Source organism: Kitasatospora sp. NPDC088779, assembly GCF_040685395.1.
Taxonomy (GTDB): Bacteria; Actinomycetota; Actinomycetes; order Streptomycetales; family Streptomycetaceae; genus Kitasatospora.
In genome coordinates, this window is the sequence record NZ_JBFBHW010000005.1 from 114485 (window position 1) to 132102 (window position 17618).

Sequence of the window (17618 nt, forward strand, 5' to 3'; positions counted from 1 at the left end):
AGGCTAAATTCCCCCGTACGGCGTTGTCCGGCCCGACGAAGGGGTCACGGCGCAATCACGGCGCGCCGTTGCCGGCCCGTCGCGCCGGAGGCCACCGGGAGCACCGGCCGGTCCCAGTCGATCCGGTGGCCGTGCACCGGGCGGAGCATCTTCTCCGGGCTCAGGAAGGTCCGCATCGCGATCGGCGCGAGCAGCCGGAACAGCGCCCGGCCGACCGGCCCGGAGGACTTCTGGTTGTTGGTGCGCGCCGCGTCGGCCGCGATCTTCTCGACCCGGGGCCGGCGCAGCGCCTCGTAGGCGGCGAAGGCGGCGGTGTGGTCGGGCAGGTCCCGCAGGCAGCGGGCGAGTTCGACGGCGCTCTCGACGGCCAGCGAGACGCCCTGGCCGGAGCTGTTGGAGGGGGCGTGCGCGCAGTCGCCGACCAGCACCATCCGGCCGCGGTACCAGTGCGGGACGGACGGCATGATCTCCAGCCGCGGGAAGACCTCGACGGTGTCGGCGGCGGCCTCGCGCAGCACGTCCCGGGCGGGCAGGTCGTCGGCGTGCAGGTCGCGGACCCGGCGCAGCCACTGCTCCGGGCTGACGGCGCGGACCTGTTCGGCGGTCAGCTGATCGGGCTGCGGGATGTTGCTGAACCAGGCCGTCCCGGCGCCGTCCGGCAGCCCCCAGTAGCCGAAGAAGGCGCGGGCGCCGTTGGCGAAGTGCATGGTCTCGCCGTGTCCGGCCCGGCCGGGCAGCCGGTGCGGGCTGTAGCCGCCGACGCCGAGCAGGCTGGTGTACCGCGCACCGGGTGCGGCCGGGTCGATCAGGGTGCGGACGGTGGAGCGGGTGCCGTCGGTGCCGATCAGCAGGTCGCCGGTGGCGGTGTCGCCGTCGGCGAAGCGGGCGGTGATGCCGTCGGCGCCCTCCTCGGCGCCGACCAGCCGTTTGCCGTACCGGACTTCGATGCCGCTCTCGCGCAGCCGCCGCTGGAGCACCTCGTACAGTTCGGCGCGGCGCATGACCCGGCCGGGCGGCAGGTCGGGGAGGCCGGCGAACTCGGCCAGCACGCCGCCCCGGCCGTCCTCGATCAGCATCGGGCCGATCGGCTGCCCGATCGCGCCGACCTCCGCCCCGAGCCCGACGGTCGCCAGGGCGTCGAGCCCGTTGGGGGCGATCATGAAGGTGCCGCCGATGCCCTCGGCGGAGGACTCGTAGGCCTCGAAGACGACGGCTTCGACGCCGGCCTTGCGCAGGGCCAGTGCCGTCACCGGCCCGGCGATCCCGCCGCCGATGACGAGGGCCCTCTTCTCCCCGTTGCTCGTACTCATTCCAGGCTCCCGAAGATCTCGTGCCAGGTCCGGATGAACTCCGGCTCCTTGAGTCGACCGACGAGGTGCTCGACGAAGCGGCCCTCGGCCTCCAGCGCGCCGACCCGGTGCTCCTCCTCGATCAGGAAGATCCAGGCCACGCCGTCGTCCGAGGCCTTCCGCAGGGCCGCCCGGATGCCCGTCACCTCGGCGGCCAGCGCGGCCCGCCGCTGTTCCAGCAGTTCCACGGCCTCGGCCGGCGGGACCACCATGAGCAGCGACAGCGCGACCCCGAACGCGGGGTACTCGTGCTGCGGTTCGGCGACGAGTTCGCGCATCCAGTCGGTGAGCTCCGCCCGGCCCTCGGGGGTGACGGCGTAGACGGTGCGCTCCGGTCGCTGGGTGTCGCGGACGGTCTCCTGTTCGGCGACGAACCCGGCCTTCCGCAGTTGCTCCACGACCATGTACAGCGAGCTGCGGTTGTACTTGATGTTGCGGTCCTTGCCGTGCTCCTTGAGCCGGCGCCCCATCTCGTACGGGTGCATCGGCCCGGCCACGAGTTCGGCCAGGACCGCGAGGGCCAGCGGGTTCGACACCTTGCGTCGCTTCGCCACGAGACGTCCTCATCTCTTGGTCAGTACTGACTATCCAATCCTGAATAGTCAGAGTCAACTATTTACGAAAGCCGGGCCACGACTCTGTCCGCCCGGCTAAAATCAACCACACGGCATTGTCCGAGCGGATGAAGGAGGCCCGATGACGACCCCCGGCCTCCCCGCCACCCCCGGACTCCCGCCCGTCCCCGGCCTCCCGCCCACCTCCGGCCTCCCGCTCCGCCGGCTGCTGATGTCCCTCGGCGAACCCCTGGTCGAACTCCAGGCCGCCCCGCAGGGCCTGGACGTCCCGGTCCGCGACGTCGCGATCCTCGACCCGGAGGACCCGCCGACCGCCGCCCCCGGCGAACTCGTCCTCGCGATCGGCGCCCGCGGCCGCGCCGCCCTCCCCGCCCTGCGTGCCGCCGGACGGGCCGGCGCCGCGGCGGTCGCGGTCAAACTGGACGGCCCCGGCCAGGCGGACGCACTGCGCGAGGCCGCTACCGAGGCGGGCGTCGCCCTGCTCTCGGTCCGCCGCGAGACCCGCTGGGAGCACCTCGACTCGCTGGCCCGCGCGATCATCGCCGGCCCGGACGCCCCGGACACCCCCGGCGCCCCCGAACCCAACGCGGGCGACCTCTTCTCCCTCGCGCAGACCGTCGCCGTGCTCACCAACGGCATCGTCTCGATCGAGGACACCTCCAGCCGGGTGCTGGCGTACTCCCGCTCCTCCGACTCGGACGAGGTCGACGACCTGCGCCGGCTCTCCATCCTCGGCTGGCAGGGCCCCGAGCCGTACCTGTCCAAGCTCCGCGAGTGGGGCATCTTCCAGCACCTGCGCACCTCGGACGCCCCGATCGCGGTCGAACCGCACCCCGAACTCGGCCTGCGCCGCCGCCTGGCGATCGGCATCCGGGCCGGGGCGCAGCCGCTCGGCACCATCTGGGTGCAGGAGGGGGCGCAGCCGCTGGCGCCGCTCGCCGATCAGGCCCTGGTCGGCGCCGCCCGGGTGGCCGCCGCCCAACTGGTGCGCCGCCGACGCGAGTTGTCCGCCGACACGCGACTCACCCGGACGCTGCTCACCGGCCTGCTGGAGGGCTCCACCGGCCCGCAGTCGCTCGCCACCCACCTGGGGCTGGACCTGCGGCGCCCGGCCACCGTGCTCGCCTACAGCGCGCACACCACCGAGGCGCTGCACCGCTCCGACGTCACCGGCCTGATCTCGGTGCACGCCGCCGCCCGACACCGCACCGCACTGCTCGCCCCGATCGAGTCCCGGGTGTACGTGCTGCTGCCCGAACTCCCGCCCGGCCTGCCGATGGCCACCGTGCGCGGCTGGGCGGACGAGGTGGTGGCGGCCGCCCGGGAGCACCTCGGCGTCCCGCTGCGCGCCGCGATCGGCTCGACCGTGGACGGCCTGGCCCAGGTGCCGGACTCCCGCGCGCAGGCGGACCGCATCCTGGACGCGATGGGCCGCGGCGGGGTGGACCTCGACGTGGCGGCGCTGATCGACGTCCAGGCCGAGGTGCTGGTCAGTGAGATGCTCGCGCTGCTCCAGGAGCGCTCCGGCCTGCGCGACCCCCGGCTCACCGCGCTCGCCGCGTACGACCGCCGGCACGGCACCCGGCTCGCCGAGTCGGTGCTGGCCTGGCTGGACGCGCTCGGCGAGGTCCGGGTCGCCGCGGACGCCCTGCACATCCACCCCAACACCCTGCGCTACCGGGTGCGCCGCGCCGAGCAGTTGACCGGCATCGACCTCGCCCAGCCGCAGCAGCGCCTGCTGGCGATGCTGCAACTGAGGCTGCCCGCGGACGAATGACCGCGGGCAGCCTCGACTCTCAGTGGCTCACTCGCCGTAGCCCTGGCCGCGCTTGTGCTCGTTCAGCCGGTGCCACGGGCCGGTGATGGCCAGCTGGATGCCCGGGGTCTGGATGTTGGCGAAGAGGGTCTTGCCGTCGTCCGAGAAGGTCACCCCGGTGAACTCGCTGAACTCCGGCTTCTCGGCGGTGCCGATGTTCAGCTCGTTGCGGGCGACGGAGTAGGTCAGCCCGTCCTCGGTGGCGCCGAACAGGTGCGACACGCCCTCGCCGTCCTCGGCGATCACGATGCCGCCGTACGGCGAGACGGTGATGTTGTCCGGGCCGTCGAAGTTGTCGTGGTCGCCCCAGACGTCGGTGTTGACGCCGAGCAGCACCTTCAGGGTGATGGTGCGGCGGGTCGGGTTGTAGAACCAGACCTGGCCGTCGTGCTGCACCGGGCTCTCCGAGCGGGCGAAGCTGGAGACGAAGTAGAAGCCGCCGTCACCCCACCACATGCCCTCCAGCTTGCGGGCACGGGTGACCTCGCCGTCCTTGAACTGCTTGCGGACCGAGACGGTCCTGGCGTCGCGGTCCTGAACCTTGACCCAGTCCGCGCCGTAGGTGGTGCCGACCTTGGTGGCGCGGGAGAGGTCGTCGACGAACTTGCCCTGGGAGTCGAAGACCTTGAAGGCCTCCAGCACGCCCGCGTCGGCGGCCAGCTTGCGCAGCTGGTAGCGGCCGTGCTTGAAGCCGGCCGGCGGGGTCCAGCGGAACAGCAGGCCGTTGGGGTTCGAGGCGTCCTCGGTCAGGTAGACGTGGCCGCGCTTCGGGTCCACCACGACGGCCTCGTGCGCGTACCGGCCGAAGGCCTTCACCGGCTGCGGGTCGCGGTTGTAGTCGTCGTCGAACGGGTCGACCTCGAAGATGTACCCGTGGTCCTTGGTGAAGCCGTTCTTGCCGGCCTTGTCCTCGGTCTCCTCGCCGGACAGCCAGGTGCCCCACGGGGTCACGCCGCCCGCGCAGTTGGTGGAGGTGCCGGCGATGCCGACCCACTGCTCGACCGAGCCGTTCCGCTTGGCGTGCACGATGGTGCAGCCGCCGGCCGCGCCCGGGTCGTAGACGTGGCCCTCGGTCAGCGGCACCGGGTACGGCCAGTTGGCGCGGGCACCGGACAGCTCGTGGTTGACGACCAGCAGGTTGCCGCCGCGCTCGTCCTCGAAGGCGGAGGTGCCGTCGTGGTTGCTCGGGGTGAACTCGCCGGTGCGCAGCCGGGTGACGCCGGCGCGGTTGACGACCTTGTACGCGAAGCCCTTGGGCAGCGACAGCAGCCCGGCCGGGTCCTGCACCAGCGGGCCGTAGCCGACGGCGGCGCGCGCGGCACCGGTGTCACCCGTCGCGGACGCGGCCGGCAGCTCGCCGCCGGCCGGGGCGGCGATCGCGCCCGGAGCGCTGGCCAGCGCCTCCGCGCTGCCGGCGATCAGCACGCCGGCCCCGACGAGGGTGGAACGGTTGACGAAGTCCCGGCGGGACAGCGGCATGGCAGCAACTCCTGAGGAATCGGCCGCCGGACCGGGGGCGGGCCCGGTGGCCGGCGGGCGGGGCGTCGAGACGGGGCGTCGACGACCAGCAGACTCCGCCGCGGGGATGAACCCGGCATGAAGCCCACCTCACGCCCAGGCGGCCATTTGCCGACCGATGACCGACACATGACCTCCGCTTTGCCTACGGCACCTGCCGAGGGTCACCCCGACCGCGTCGTCCGCCACTGCTCCCAGGCCGACAACCACAGCTGCTCGGCGAGCCGGTGCTCCTCCCAGACCTCCGGCCCGCCGCCCCGCCGCTCCCGCCAGAGCTGCTCCCAGGCCCGCTGCGCCGGCAGGCTCGCCACCTCGCTGGCGAACACCGTGTACCGGACGACCTCCTCGACGGCCGCCCCGCCCTCCGGCGTGCCGATCAGCCAATGCGTGTGCCGGGCAAGCCGGTTGAGGTGGTTGACCATCGCGGTCAGCGCCGTCACCGCCTCCTCCCGGGTCTCGGTGGCGAGCCGCATCTGCTGGCGCACCGCCACCTCCCAGCGCACCTCGTAGGCGTCCCCGCGCGGGCGCCGCGGCGTCCGCCCGGCCCGGACCTGCGCCTCGACGGCGGCGGACTCGGCGACGCTCTGCGCGATCAGCTCCCGGTGCGCCTCCAGCCCGACGGCGGGCGGCAGTTCGCGCTCCTCCACCGGGACCTGCCGGGCCCGCCGGGCGGCCAGCTCGCCCAGCAGCTCGGCCCGGCCGCGCAGGTACGGCTCGAAGTCCGCGATCCCGCCGAGCTCCACGCCGCCGGGCGGCACCCCGCGCCCGCACACCGTCACGGTCAGGCCGCCGATCCGCAGCCGCCCGGCCCAGACCGGTGCTGCCCCGTCGGCGGCCGACGCGCCCGGCCAGAGCACCGGCCGGTCCTCGTGCACCTCCACCGGGTACGGCTCGCCGTCCACCGTGATCCACTCGCGCAGCGCCCGCACCCGGCCCGGCCCGTCGCCCTCGTCGACCCCGAGGTGGTCGTAGACCCGGTCCCGTTCGTCCTCGACCACGTCCTCCAGCTCGGGCAGGTCCTCGCCGTGCTCCGCGCCCGGCCGGTAGGTGCGCACGCTGACGTACGGGCCGGCCACCGAGCTCCAGTCGCCGGACTGCACCTCGACCCAGGCGAGTTCGCCGCCGGAGGTCTCGAAGGCGGCCAGCGCCTCGCCCCAGCCGCCCGTCGCGCCGCCCCCGCGCGACAGCCCCGCGACGACGCCGTACACCGGGAAGTCGGCCGCGGCCACCGTCCGGCGGGAGAAGTCATCCACCGCGGCGAGACGCTCCTCCCTGCTCCTCGGGTCCGGGACGCGCGCAGGGTCCGTCCGCCCGACGTTCCACTCCGGGGGCCTGCCGCCACTCTCCCGCATCATCCTGTGCCGCACCCCCGAGTCCTCGCGCCCGCACCGCCGACGCCACCTTAGTGCCCGGGACCTGCCGGGTCATCAGCTCGGGTGCCGGGCACCGGCGCAGGCCGCGTCGGGACGCCCGGTCGCCAACGGGCACGGGCCGTGTCAGGAGGCGCGGTTGTCAGCCGCCCTCCCTACCCTGGCGGCATGACAGCAGACAGCAGCTTCCCGGCCCGGATCAGCATCGTCACCCTCGGGGTCGCCGACCTCGACCGCAGCGCCCGCTTCTACGAAGGCCTGGGCTGGCGGCGGTCCTCCGCCTCCAGCCCGGAGATCGTCTGGTTCCGCACCGCCGACTCGGCGCTCGGCCTCTTCCCCACCGAGGAGCTGGCCGCCGACGCGGGCGTGCCCGCCACCGGCGAGCCCGCCTTCCGCGGCGTCACCCTCGCGGTGAACCTGGAGTCCCCCGCGCTGGTGGACGCCGCGTTGAAGACGGCGGTCGAGGCCGGCGCCGTGGTGGTCAAGCCGCCGGTCCCGACCAGCTGGGGCGGCTACTCCGGCTACTTCGAGGACCCGGACGGCCACCTCTGGGAGCTGGCCCACAACCCGTTCTTCCCCTTCGCCGAGGACGGCTCCCTGGATCTCCCCTGACCCGCCCGCCCATCAGCCCGTCGAAGCCCCCCCCGTCGGCCCGTCAGCCCTTGGACCGCGCCTTGAAGGCCGCCTTGCGCGCCTCCTTGGCCACCGCCCGGTCCAGGTGCAGCTCCCCGACGGCCTCCAGGACGTCCGCCGTGTACGGGTGGTCGACCCGCCAGAGCTCGCCGAAGTAGGACGCCGGGTTGCCGGTCACCGGCAGGTCCGCGATCAGCTCGCGCAGCAGCTCGGCGTCGCCGCCGCTGTCCAGCAGCTGGGCGGCGAAGGTGTCGACCACCGTCCACAGCGCCATCGTCCGCTCCGGCACCGGCACGTCCGTCGCTCCCTTCGAGGTCAGCCAGGCCCGGGCGGCGCCGCCCAGCTCGGGGTCGTCCAGTACGTCGCGCACGGCCGGCTCGGCGGCCGTGCCCAGCATGTTCAGCGCCGAGACGCCGAGCATCCGCCGCATCGGGGCGTACGCGTCGTCGCCGCGCGCCGCCGCCAGCAGCTCGCGCGCCGCCGCCACCGGCTCCCGGCCGGTGATCCAGACCCGCAGCTCCTCGTCCGGCAGCACGTTGGCGGCCTCGCACACCGCGCGCAGCAGCTCGGCCGCGTCGCCCTGGGCCAGCTCGCCGACCAGCGGCGCGTCGTAGCCGTCCTCCAGCAGCCACTGCCGGATGCCGTACTGGCCGAGCGGGGTGAGCCGGACGAGCCCGAAGCGCGCCGACTCCTCCTCGTCCAGCGGCGCCTCGCCGACGAGGGCGGGCTCCTCGCCCTCCGGGCCCTCCTCCTCGTCGAACAGCTCCGGGTCGATCGGCCGGTACTCCAGCAGGCCCAGCTCGGCCAGGTCACCCAGCATCGGGTCCAGTGCGACCATCACATCGGTGATGTCGCCCAGCAGCTCCTCGCTCGGCTCCTCGCCCTCCGGCACCACCAGCAGCGCGGCCAGCACGCCCAGCGGCACGGTCTCGTTGCCCGGATCGGCGAAGGCGGTGGTCTCGTACAGCACCTGCAACGCCTCGTCCAGCAGCTCGGCGGCGGCGTCCCGGGCCTCCTCGACCTCGCTCAGGGCGTCCTCGTCCTCCTCCCCGGCTTCCCCGGCCTCTCCGGCCTCCCCGCCCTCGGCGGCCCGCGCGGCCTCCTCCTCCGGCAGCGAGTCGGCCTCCACAGCCAGCTCCCGGACGATCCCGGCGGCGGTCAGCCACAGCTCCAGGACGGTCTCCGGGTCACCCTCCTCGGCGGGCTCCAGATCCGGGCCCGGCACGGCGACGTGCTCACCGGCCGCCGTCGTCCCGATCTCCACCAGGTCCAGGTCGCAGGCCAGCGACCAGGCCCGCATCGCCTCGACCTCCGCCTCCTCCGGCACCTCCCCCTCGGCGGGGGCCAGGCCCAGCAGCTGCGCCGCGGGAGCCCGGTCCTCCTCCACCAGGTCGCCGAACTCGTCCACCACCCGGTGCGGGGCCGCCCAGCGGGCCAGCGCCAGCGCGTACCCGAACATCGGCACGGCCTTCGCCAGGGCGGCCAGCTCCTCCTCGGCGGGCAGCTTCACCGGCGGTACCAGGACCGCCGCGTCGTCCAGGTCCTCGTCGTCCAGCCCGTGCGCGGCGAACGCCCCGTAGAGGTCCTGGAGCTCCAGGTCGGCGGGCAGAACCGGCTCGGCCGCACTCTCCCCCGGCGAAGCCCCGGCGTTCTTCCGACGTCGTCCGGCCATCGTTGTGCGTTCTCCCTCAGCCAGCGGTCCGCCTATCAGCTCAGCGTCCCGATCCACCACCTCAGCGTATAGGCCGGGCACCCCCGATGCCCGGCCTCAAGGGGCGCGCGCCGCAACCGTGCGCCCACCCTTTATCCTTCGCATTGGCACCGTGCACACCCCGCGCGGGCCACCGGGCAATGAAGCCCTTCGCCCTCCCCGCCCGACACCGGGCAGGAGGGGCCCACTCAGCTCACCCGCTCCACCAGGGAGCCCCGCACCGCGGCCACCACCACAGCGCCTCAGGACGGGCGCGCCGGCACACCCCGCCGACCCGGTGGTGCCCTGCCACAGGAGATCCCTTACATGGCGGACCTCTCCCCCGCCGGCTCCGGCCTGCGCACCGCGCAGCTCGACGGACGCCGACTCTCGGAGGCCCTGCTTCCCCTGGAGCTCGCGCCCCGCGCCCAGCTCCAGCTCGCCGCGGTCAGCCGCTGGAACGCGCTGCGCGGTGTCCGCGTCGGCCTCGTCGCCGCCGCCCTGCTGCTGATGCTGATCGGTGCCAACCTGGCGACGCCGATCTACCCGCTCCTCCAGCAGCGCCTCGGCCTCGGCCCGCTCGACACCACGATCCTCTTCACGATCTACGTGTTCGCGCTGGTCCCCGTACTCGCCGTGGTCGGCCACTGGTCCGACCACCTCGGCCGCCGCGCCCTGATCCTGCCCGCCGTCGCCCTGGCCGCCGCCGGCGACGTCGTGTTCGCCACCTCGGGCAGCTTCTGGCAGCTCGCCGCCGGCCGGGCCGTCCAGGGCATCGCCGTCGGCCTCTCCACCGGCGCCGCCGGGGCCGCCCTCGGCGACCTGCTGCCCGACCACCCGACGCTCGCCGCCAAGCTCACCCTGGCCTGTTCCGCCGGCGGCGTCGCGCTCGGCCCGGTGGTCGGCGCCCTGCTCGCCAACGGCGCGGACCCGCTGCTGACGCCCTTCCTGCTGCACGCCATCGCCCTGCTGGCACTCTGCGTGCCGCTGGCCCTCGTCCACCCGCGGATGCCCGGCCGCAACCGCCCGCCGACCACCCCGCCCCGCATCACCACCCCGGCCCACCTGCGCCCGCGCCGACTCGCCCTGCCGGTCGCCGGCCGCCGCGAGTTCCTGCTCGCCGCCTCGGCCGGCTTCATCTCGTACGCGGTGTTCGGCGTCTACCTGGCGCTCGCCCCGGCCTTCTCCGCCAAGCTGCTGCACACCTCCTCGCACCTGACCGGCGCGATCGTGGCCGCCCTGCTGCTCGGCTCCTCCGCGCTGGCCCAGTTGGTCGTCCCGCCGACCTCCGACCGTCTGGTGATCGCCCTCGGCATGACCGGCCTGGCCGCCGGCCTGGCCCTGGTCGTCGCCGCCCAGTACACCGGCACGCCCGCCCTGCTCTTCATCGGCAGCATCCTCGGCGGCGCCTGCCAGGGCATCGCCTTCCGCTCCCTGTTCACCAGCGCGGCCGCCGCGATGGACCCGGAGCGCCGCGGTTCCGAGCTCTCCGCCCTCTGGGTCATCGTCTACCTCGGCAGTTCCCTCCCCATCGTGATCGTCGGCGCCCTGGTCCAGCACTACGGCCTCCTCCCCGCCGTCAGCGGCTTCGCCGCCGTCGCCGCCCTCCTCTGCGCGGCCCTGGCCCTCGCCGTGGCCCGCAAACCCAGGCAGTCCTGACCTACCGCAGCCAAAAACGCCGCCGCCCGGGACCGAAGTCCCGGGCGGCAGCGCATTCACCCCGGCCTACGTCCAGGGCTTCCATTTGCCGGTGCCGATCTCAATGTCAAAGGGCTTCGGCAATCGGACGGCTTCTCCGAACTTCCACTCCCCCAACACCTCGTACGCCCCCTCACTCCGGTCCGGCTCGCCGAACAGCGTGACACCGGGCTGCCGCGGATCCCGGTCCACCAGCAGGTAGTACGGCACCCCGGTCCGCGCATACCCGCTCCATTTGGTGGGCTTACCGAATACCGGGCGCCGGTCATTGTGTGCGCTGGGATGCGCGGTGACCTCAGCCACCAAGCTGATCTCGCTTGGACTGAGGTATCGATCCTCTGCCCTTGCCAACAGATCCACCTCAGCGGTTACCACAATGAGGTCGGAGCAGTAGCCATCTCCGATCTCCGCGAGATCGACGCCGACATGCTGCACCACCTGCCACGGGAAACCTTCACCCCCGAGTTCGGCGCGGAACAGCCATTCATGAATGTCCCTGAGCATCAGGGCGTGGTTCACCGGCGGATATGGCGTCACAACGAACTCCCCACCGATTACCTCAACCCGCAGCACTTCGGGCAGCCCCAGCTGTTCATCGAGCTCGCCCCGAACCCAGAGCGCGTAGGGCGATTCGGGCAAGGTCCACTGCCCGAACGCAACAAAAGGCGACATAGCCCCACCTTTGCTGCCCGCTGGCACACATACCGCTGCCACACAAACCTTTCCCTCGAAGGGGAGGTTTGCGCGGCACCAGGTTGACGAAGGCCCGTCCATCAGACGGGTTGAAGCGTGTCCGCCCACCCCTGGGAACGGGTACCTTCCGAGTACGGCCGTGTACCCGGAAGGGGACCAGGATGACGCAGTGGACCGACTACACCACGGGCGAGCGCATCAAGCTGCTACGCGGGCCGGACATGACACAGGAACAGCTTGCCGAAGCATCTGGCCTGTCGGTGGCGACGATCCGCAAGGCGGAACGCAACCTCGGCGGCAGCCTCCAGACGCTACTGCGGATCTCGACCGCGCTGCACGCCGACATCTCGGTGATCCTCGGCCAACAGGCCCCCCGCCGCGCGATGCACGGTGCCGACCGGGCGATGATGCGTGAGCTGTCCCGCGCCGTTCACGACACCGCCGCCGGGGTCGGCGTCGATGTGCAACCCCCGCCCCCGGCCGAACTCGCGGCCGGGCTCGCCTCCGCATGGAAGACCTACCGCTCCGGCGACTTCGTGGGCGCCGGAGTGCGCGTCGCCCCGGCGCTACGCGAAGCCGCCGCCTCGCTGAAAGCCGCTCCGGTCGACCAGGGGAGCGCGGCGGCGGGCATCCTCGCCGACGCCTACCGGCTCGCCGCCTACGTGGCGAACCAGTTCGGCGCCCGCGATCTCGCGTACGCCGGGATCGGGCATGCGCAGCACCAGGCCGACCGCGGCGGGGATACCGTCCGCTCGGCCATGGTCGCATCCGGCCGGTCGTGGATCTACCTGCGGGATGCCCGGCTCGACCAGGCGGAGGAGACCGCCCGCATGTCGTACGAATCCATCGAGCCCAGGTACGGGGACAGGGATCTCGTAATGCTCGCCACCTACGGATGGCACGTGACCTTCGCGGCCGTCGTCGCCGCCCGCCAAGGAGACGTGGACGGCGCCGACGACCTGCTGTCGCAGGGGCATGCGGTCGCGGCTCGGATGGGCCGGGATGTCATGGTGAACGGCACGGCGTTCGGGCCCGCGACGGTCACCGCACAGGCGATCGGCATCTCCGTCTCGACCAGTCGGCCGGGGAGGGCACTCGGCCTGTTCGATTCGATCGCCGACATGAGCTCGCTCACCCCGTCGGCGCGCAACCGGATGATGCTGGACGTGGCGCTCGCACAAGCCGAGACCCGGCAGTCCGACACCGCCCTGGACACCCTGCTTGAGGTGTGCTCGGCCGCCCCTGGTTGGGCTCGTCATCAGGGATTGCCCGGGGTGATCGCGCAGAAGGCGAGCGCGGGCAGCGCAACTACGGCCAAGCTACGCAAGCTCTCATCGATCCTCGGAACATCCGTGATCATCAACTGAGGAGTGATACGCGGCGTATCACCCGGCGCCGGTACGACTTCGGGAAGTGATACACGCCGTCCGTTCACGGACGGTGAGAACTCCGCGACATTGGGCACATGTTGACGCTCCATCACCAGCACCTTGCGCTCGCCCACGTTCCGTCGAGCCTGGCGACCCTGCGGCTGCCCTACACCCCGGCATCGGCCCTCGCTGCCCGCCGCATGGTCCGCGCCAAGCTCACCGAGTGGAACCTGCCCCACCTGGCCGACGACGCCGAGCTGATCGTCACGGAGCTGGTCTCCAACGCCGCCAAGACCGGTTGCCTGACCGCCATGCGGGTCAGTATCACGCGGGTGACCAACCGGGCAGGCCAGGCCGTACGGATCTCCGTCCGAGACGGCTCCCGCGCCCTGCCAGTCCTGATCGGCGCCGCCCACGACGCGGAGTGCGGCCGCGGCCTGGCCCTGGTCGACCGCCTGTCCGTCGCCTGGGGCGTCGACTTGGACTCGCTCGGCAAGACGATGCGGGCCGACATCGCCGCGGACCGAGCATGAACCCCCGGCACCGGGGCGCGCACCGCGACCCTGTGGGCGACGTGCTCACCGGGCTGTGGGTACTCGGCCACGCCGTCGTTCTCGCTCTCTTGTCGGCTTGATCCAGCACCACGTCCAGGCGGGCCCCATGGACCGGACCGAACCCTCGGAGTCGATTCTCGACACGCCATCGCCTGCCTGATCCCTTTACTCCTGCCCCGGCATCAACGGCACCCCGGCCCAGGGCGGGGCCAGGCGACTCCGGGTGAACCCCGACAGCCGGAGCCGCCCCTCTTCGCCGGCCTTGGCGACCCGCCGGGCCGGGAACCCCATCGCACCGAAGGGAGATTCGCCGTGCCGCAAACGGCCGTGCCGATCTTGGAGGCCCCTCAGCCTCCGCCGCCCCCACCGCCTCCGCCCCCGGCACCACCAGGTCCGCCGAAGCCGCCGTACCCGGGCCGGTAGCCCGATCCGGCCCTCGTCCGGACGCCCTAGCGGCGCCCGGACGAGGGCCGCCCCCCTGCCCCACAGTCGTTGTGCAGCCCCTGGAGGAAATCGTGTCCATCTCCCCTGAGCACGACCCCACGTCTTCCCGGCCCGTCACCATCGCGTTCAGCGGTCCCGACAACGTCGGCAAGACCAAGCAGATCGGCATCCTGGCCCGCCGCCTCGGCCCCGGCGGCCACGCCACCGGGCCGCTGGACGACCACGACCCGCGCTGGGACCGCATCAAGTCCACGGGCATGGGGGCCTGGTGGTTCGAGCGCGGCCCGATGGAGGAGGTGGTCGACGTGCTCGCCAGCTCCTACCTGGAGCGCTCCCGCAGGCCCACCACCGCACCGGTGCGCCTGATGGACCGGGGCATCCCGATGCTGGAAGCCTCGCTGGCAGCGACCGTCGCAGTGCGTGAACGGCTCAGCCCCGCCGAGGCTGCGGAACGGGCCGGCAAGCTGCTGGAGCCCTACACCGCCGACCTGCGCTCCGCTGAGGCCGCCGAACACGGCATCGTGCTCCTCCACGACGACGACCCGGTGATCGGCACCTCCCGCAGCCTCTCCCACGAGCGGCACGTCACCCCGATCTACGCGGACTACCAGCGGCACCTCCACCTGCAGGTGCACCGCCTGGCCGACGAAGGGCGGTGGGCCGAGGCCATCGTGATCGGCGAGCGCCGGGTCGTGGCCGTCCAAGACGAGATTCGTCGGCTTCTGCACCCGATCACCCCGCTCGTGCCGGCTCGCGCCCTGCCAGGGGTCCGGGTGATCGCGCTCGGCGGCATGTCGGAGAGCGGCAAGAGCACGGCGGGCGAGTACCTGCGGGTGAGGCACGGATACGCCCGCCTCAAGATCGGCTACCTGATCGAAGCCACCGCCCAGCCCGCCGGTATCGCCTACCCGTACGAGATCCCGGCCGTGGTGCGGGCTGAGCTGCTGATCGACGGTCTCGACCGGTACTGCGCGGCCCACCACTTCCTCGGCCACGTCACCATCGAGTCGCTGCACGACCAGGATGCGACCACCGAACTTCGAAAGATGCTCGGCGAGCAGCTGACCGTCGTGTACGTCGACGCGACGCCGGAGGTCCGTGCAGAACGCGGCACCGCCGGGCCCGAGGACGTGGTCGAGCGCGACGCCGTCAAAGCCCGTCGCGGGGCTGCCGGGATCGCCGCGCTCGCGCACGAGGTCGTCGACAACAACCGCGGCCGCCTGCACTTGGAGCGCCGCCTCGACGGCATCGCGCTGGCCCACCGCTGGCCGCTGCGGCAGCCGTCCAGCGCGCCGGTCAACACGCTGGGCCTGCCCGTCCATCTGGAGTCCTACCTGTCCGCGCTGCTGGACCGCACAACCTTTCAGCAGCCGCCCGTCATCGACCTCCTCGCGGTCACCGGCAGCGGAGCACGCGGGAAGTACCAGCACGGCTGGTCCGATCTGGACGTCTTCGTGGTCGCCGGGCAGGAGAGCATCCCCGGGATCCGGCGGGCTCTTGCCGAACTCGAAGCCGAACTCGGCGGCGTCAAGCTCGGCCTAACCGTCCTGACCCAGGACGAGTGCCGCACCGGGGCGGTCACCTCCCGACTGCTGCACGTCCTCGCGCTGATCGGCTCAGGCGGCCTCGTGCCGCTGTGGTGCCGCCCTGGTTTGGCCCTGCCCGCCCCGGACGCGGCCAGCGACGTGGCGGCCAGCGTCGAGGCAGGCGTTCAGGCGGCCATCGAGATCCGGCGCCAGCTCGTCAAGGGTGCCCCCGACCTCCGCGCCCTGTTCAAGATCACCGCGCTGCTGGCCAAGGTGATGCTCCGCTTCGAGGGCACCGAGCGGGCCTCCGACGACGACGCGCTGGGCGTCTTCCTCGACCGCGAGCCCGGCGCTGACCCCGGCCTGCGTCGCGAGGCACGCGAACACCGTGACAAAGCGATCTACTTGGCCAACATCGTCCTGGGCCACTGGCTGTCGACCATCGCCCTGCCCACGAGCCGCGCATGAACGCCCCTGCCACTTCAACGCCGGCCTTCCGCAAGCTCCTCGCCCCGGCCGCTGCGGACGCCGAGGTCCAGGGCTGGCAGGCCATCGCCCACGCACTGCCAGTGCCACGGCTGCTGGGCCGCGGCCAAACAGCCGGCAAGCACGTCGTGGCCTACGAGGACGTGTTCGCCACCGGCCGGTGCAGCATGCTGCTCGGCGACGTCATCTCGACCGCCGACCGCCACCCGAGCACCCTGCCCCGGGTCACCGCGCTGATCGATGCCGTCTGCGACAACCTGCTTGCAACAGTGGTTGACAGCGGCCGGACCGAGCCGCTGTCAGCCTGCGTGCCCGGCCTCTACCAGGACCGTATTCGCCCCGGAGGTCGGATCGACTCCTGGTACCTGTCCGGTCACCTCGCCGTCCCCGCCCCGCGTACCGACCAGCCGCCGCCGGTGCACACCCTCACGGGCCACATCTTCGTCGTCAACGGCGTCCCGCTGCGGCTCGATCTGCCCGCCATCGTCTGGGAGATCCGTGAAGCGCTCCATCCCGGCCGTACCTGGGTCACCGCCCTCACCCAGGGCGACCCGACCGAACCGAACATCGCCGACCCGCTGTGCTGGCTCGACTTCGAGTACGCCGGACGGAACACGCTCGCCGGTGAGATCGCGACCCTCCTCTGGTACCTGCTCGGCATGGGCGGTTGGCTGGTGCCGACCTACCAGCCCGACGTGTACGCCCGCACCCTGCCGCTGCACCTGCCACCGGTCGCCACCCCGCACCTCGAACACATCGACCACGACGAGCGCCACCGCCGTCTGGAAGTCCGCTACACCTGGCCGGTCGGCGCCGGGCGCCACGCGGCGATCACCCGTCTGCTGGAGCGTGTACGAGCCGACCTCGCCCCGGCCGCCGACCTCAATCCGGATCGGTTCCTCGCCCAGATCCGCCACTTCCTCGCCCTGCGGATCCTCGGCGTGATCCCGCCCGCCCGTCTCACCGGCCACGACCTGCTCCTGCTGCTGGCCAAGCTCGCCGAGACCCAGCACCCCGAGACCGTCGGCGAGACCTTCGCCCACACCCAGCCCTCACCGGCCACCGGCCCCGATGATTGGACCGACGATGACCGCACTCACGCCGCTTGAACTGCCCATCGCCGTCCTCCCGCTCCAAGGCAGGGTCGCCCTCGTGACCGGCGGGGCCACCGGGATCGGCGCCATGACCAGCCGGGCCCTGGCCGCCGCCGGAGCCACCGTCGCCGTCAACCACCTCGCCCAGATCCGCCAGGCCCGTACCGTCCTCGGCGACGTGCGACGCGAGGGCCGCACCGGCATCGAGGTCAGCGCCGACCTCACCGACCCCAACGCCGTCGCCGCGCTCGCCAGCCAGGTCGAGTCCGAACTCGGCCCGATCGACATCCTCGTCAACAACGCCGGCGCCTACCCCCGCATCCCATGGGACCAGCTCGGCGAAGACGAGTGGGCCCGCGCCATCGAGTCCAACCTGACCATCCACTACCGGACCTGCCGGGCCATCACCCCCGGCATGGCTGAGCGCCGATGGGGGCGCATCGTCAACATCGGCAGTGTCAACGCCCGCACCGGCCGCCCAGGGCTCACCGCCTACAGCACCGCCAAGGCCGGGCTGCTCGGCCTCACCAGGTCACTGGCCAGGGAGCTTGGACCGGACGGAATCTGCGTGAACACTGTCCTACCCGGGGCCATCCAGGTCGAGGCGGAGAACGGCCTGCCCACCCACCACCGTGCCCGCCCCGAGGACCAGATCCACCGCCAGTGCGTCCAGCGCCGGGGCCGCCCCGAGGACGTCGCCGCCGCGGTCGCCTTCCTCGCCGGACCCAGCGCGTCCTTCATCACCGGCCAGTCGTTGCACGTCGACGGCGGCTGGATCCTTCACTGACCCGCCGTCCCACCG

Annotated in this window: 14 protein-coding genes; 8 read left to right on the forward strand and 6 right to left on the reverse strand. The window is 72.7% G+C overall.

The window, feature by feature from the left end; genetic code table 11:
- Window positions 1-44: 44 nt before the first annotated feature.
- Together AB0P03_RS06155 and AB0P03_RS06160 are read right to left on the reverse strand one after the other, a co-directional pair.
- Window positions 45-1310 carry an NAD(P)/FAD-dependent oxidoreductase gene (locus AB0P03_RS06155; RefSeq protein ID WP_363627943.1) on the reverse strand — a complete coding sequence of 422 codons (1266 nt, stop codon included), beginning with the start codon at window positions 1308-1310 and terminating at the stop codon, window positions 45-47.
- A complete protein-coding gene (locus AB0P03_RS06160; RefSeq protein WP_363580477.1) occupies window positions 1307-1903 on the reverse strand; it encodes a PadR family transcriptional regulator in 597 nt (198 codons plus the stop codon). Before AB0P03_RS06160 ends, AB0P03_RS06155 begins: the two co-directional genes overlap by 4 nt.
- Window positions 1904-2045: 142 nt before the next feature.
- On the opposite strand from AB0P03_RS06160, the gene AB0P03_RS06165 reads away from it, so the two are divergent.
- Window positions 2046-3701, forward strand: a complete 1656-nt coding sequence (locus tag AB0P03_RS06165) for a helix-turn-helix domain-containing protein (RefSeq protein WP_363580475.1) — start codon at window positions 2046-2048, stop codon at window positions 3699-3701.
- A 27-nt stretch (window positions 3702-3728) separates the two neighbouring features.
- On the opposite strand, the gene AB0P03_RS06170 is transcribed toward AB0P03_RS06165, so the two are convergent.
- A complete protein-coding gene (locus AB0P03_RS06170) occupies window positions 3729-5219 on the reverse strand; it encodes an alkaline phosphatase PhoX (protein ID WP_363580473.1) in 1491 nt (496 codons plus the stop codon).
- A gap of 203 nt (window positions 5220-5422) precedes the next feature.
- The gene (locus tag AB0P03_RS06175) at window positions 5423-6511 is read right to left on the reverse strand and encodes a hypothetical protein (protein ID WP_363580471.1); all 1089 of its coding nucleotides are present in this window, start codon (window positions 6509-6511) and stop codon (window positions 5423-5425) included.
- 285 nt (window positions 6512-6796) lie between these two features.
- On the opposite strand from AB0P03_RS06175, the gene AB0P03_RS06180 reads away from it, so the two are divergent.
- The gene (locus AB0P03_RS06180; RefSeq protein WP_363580469.1) at window positions 6797-7240 is read left to right on the forward strand and encodes a VOC family protein; all 444 of its coding nucleotides are present in this window, start codon (window positions 6797-6799) and stop codon (window positions 7238-7240) included.
- 43 nt (window positions 7241-7283) lie between these two features.
- Here AB0P03_RS06180 and AB0P03_RS06185 read toward each other — a convergent pair whose 3' ends face one another.
- Window positions 7284-8933: a hypothetical protein gene (locus AB0P03_RS06185; protein WP_363580467.1), complete on the reverse strand. Its 1650-nt coding sequence runs from the start codon at window positions 8931-8933 to the stop codon at window positions 7284-7286.
- Window positions 8934-9278: 345 nt separating this feature from the next.
- Here AB0P03_RS06185 and AB0P03_RS06190 point away from each other — a divergent pair, with 345 nt between their 5' ends.
- Window positions 9279-10610, forward strand: coding sequence for an MFS transporter (locus tag AB0P03_RS06190; RefSeq protein ID WP_363618682.1), 1332 nt, complete (start codon window positions 9279-9281; stop codon window positions 10608-10610).
- Between the two features lie 66 nt (window positions 10611-10676).
- On the opposite strand, the gene AB0P03_RS06195 is transcribed toward AB0P03_RS06190, so the two are convergent.
- Complete coding sequence (locus AB0P03_RS06195) at window positions 10677-11321, reverse strand: Uma2 family endonuclease (protein ID WP_363627944.1); 645 nt, start codon at window positions 11319-11321, stop codon at window positions 10677-10679.
- Window positions 11322-11503: 182 nt separating this feature from the next.
- Here AB0P03_RS06195 and AB0P03_RS06200 point away from each other — a divergent pair, with 182 nt between their 5' ends.
- From AB0P03_RS06200 to fabG, 5 genes are all read left to right on the forward strand, one after another.
- A complete protein-coding gene (locus AB0P03_RS06200) occupies window positions 11504-12709 on the forward strand; it encodes a helix-turn-helix transcriptional regulator (protein WP_363618686.1) in 1206 nt (401 codons plus the stop codon).
- Window positions 12710-12807: 98 nt separating this feature from the next.
- Complete coding sequence (locus tag AB0P03_RS06205) at window positions 12808-13245, forward strand: ATP-binding protein (protein WP_363627945.1); 438 nt, start codon at window positions 12808-12810, stop codon at window positions 13243-13245.
- A gap of 536 nt (window positions 13246-13781) precedes the next feature.
- A complete protein-coding gene (locus AB0P03_RS06210) occupies window positions 13782-15704 on the forward strand; it encodes a nucleotidyltransferase domain-containing protein (RefSeq protein WP_363627946.1) in 1923 nt (640 codons plus the stop codon).
- On the forward strand, window positions 15701-16831 hold the full coding sequence (locus AB0P03_RS06215; protein WP_363627947.1) for a hypothetical protein: 1131 nt from the start codon (window positions 15701-15703) through the stop codon (window positions 16829-16831). The genes AB0P03_RS06210 and AB0P03_RS06215 overlap by 4 nt, the downstream gene beginning before the upstream one ends.
- Window positions 16809-17603, forward strand: coding sequence for a 3-oxoacyl-ACP reductase FabG (gene fabG / locus AB0P03_RS06220; RefSeq protein ID WP_363627948.1), 795 nt, complete (start codon window positions 16809-16811; stop codon window positions 17601-17603). Before AB0P03_RS06215 ends, fabG begins: the two co-directional genes overlap by 23 nt.
- The last annotated feature ends 15 nt before the right edge of the window (window positions 17604-17618 follow it).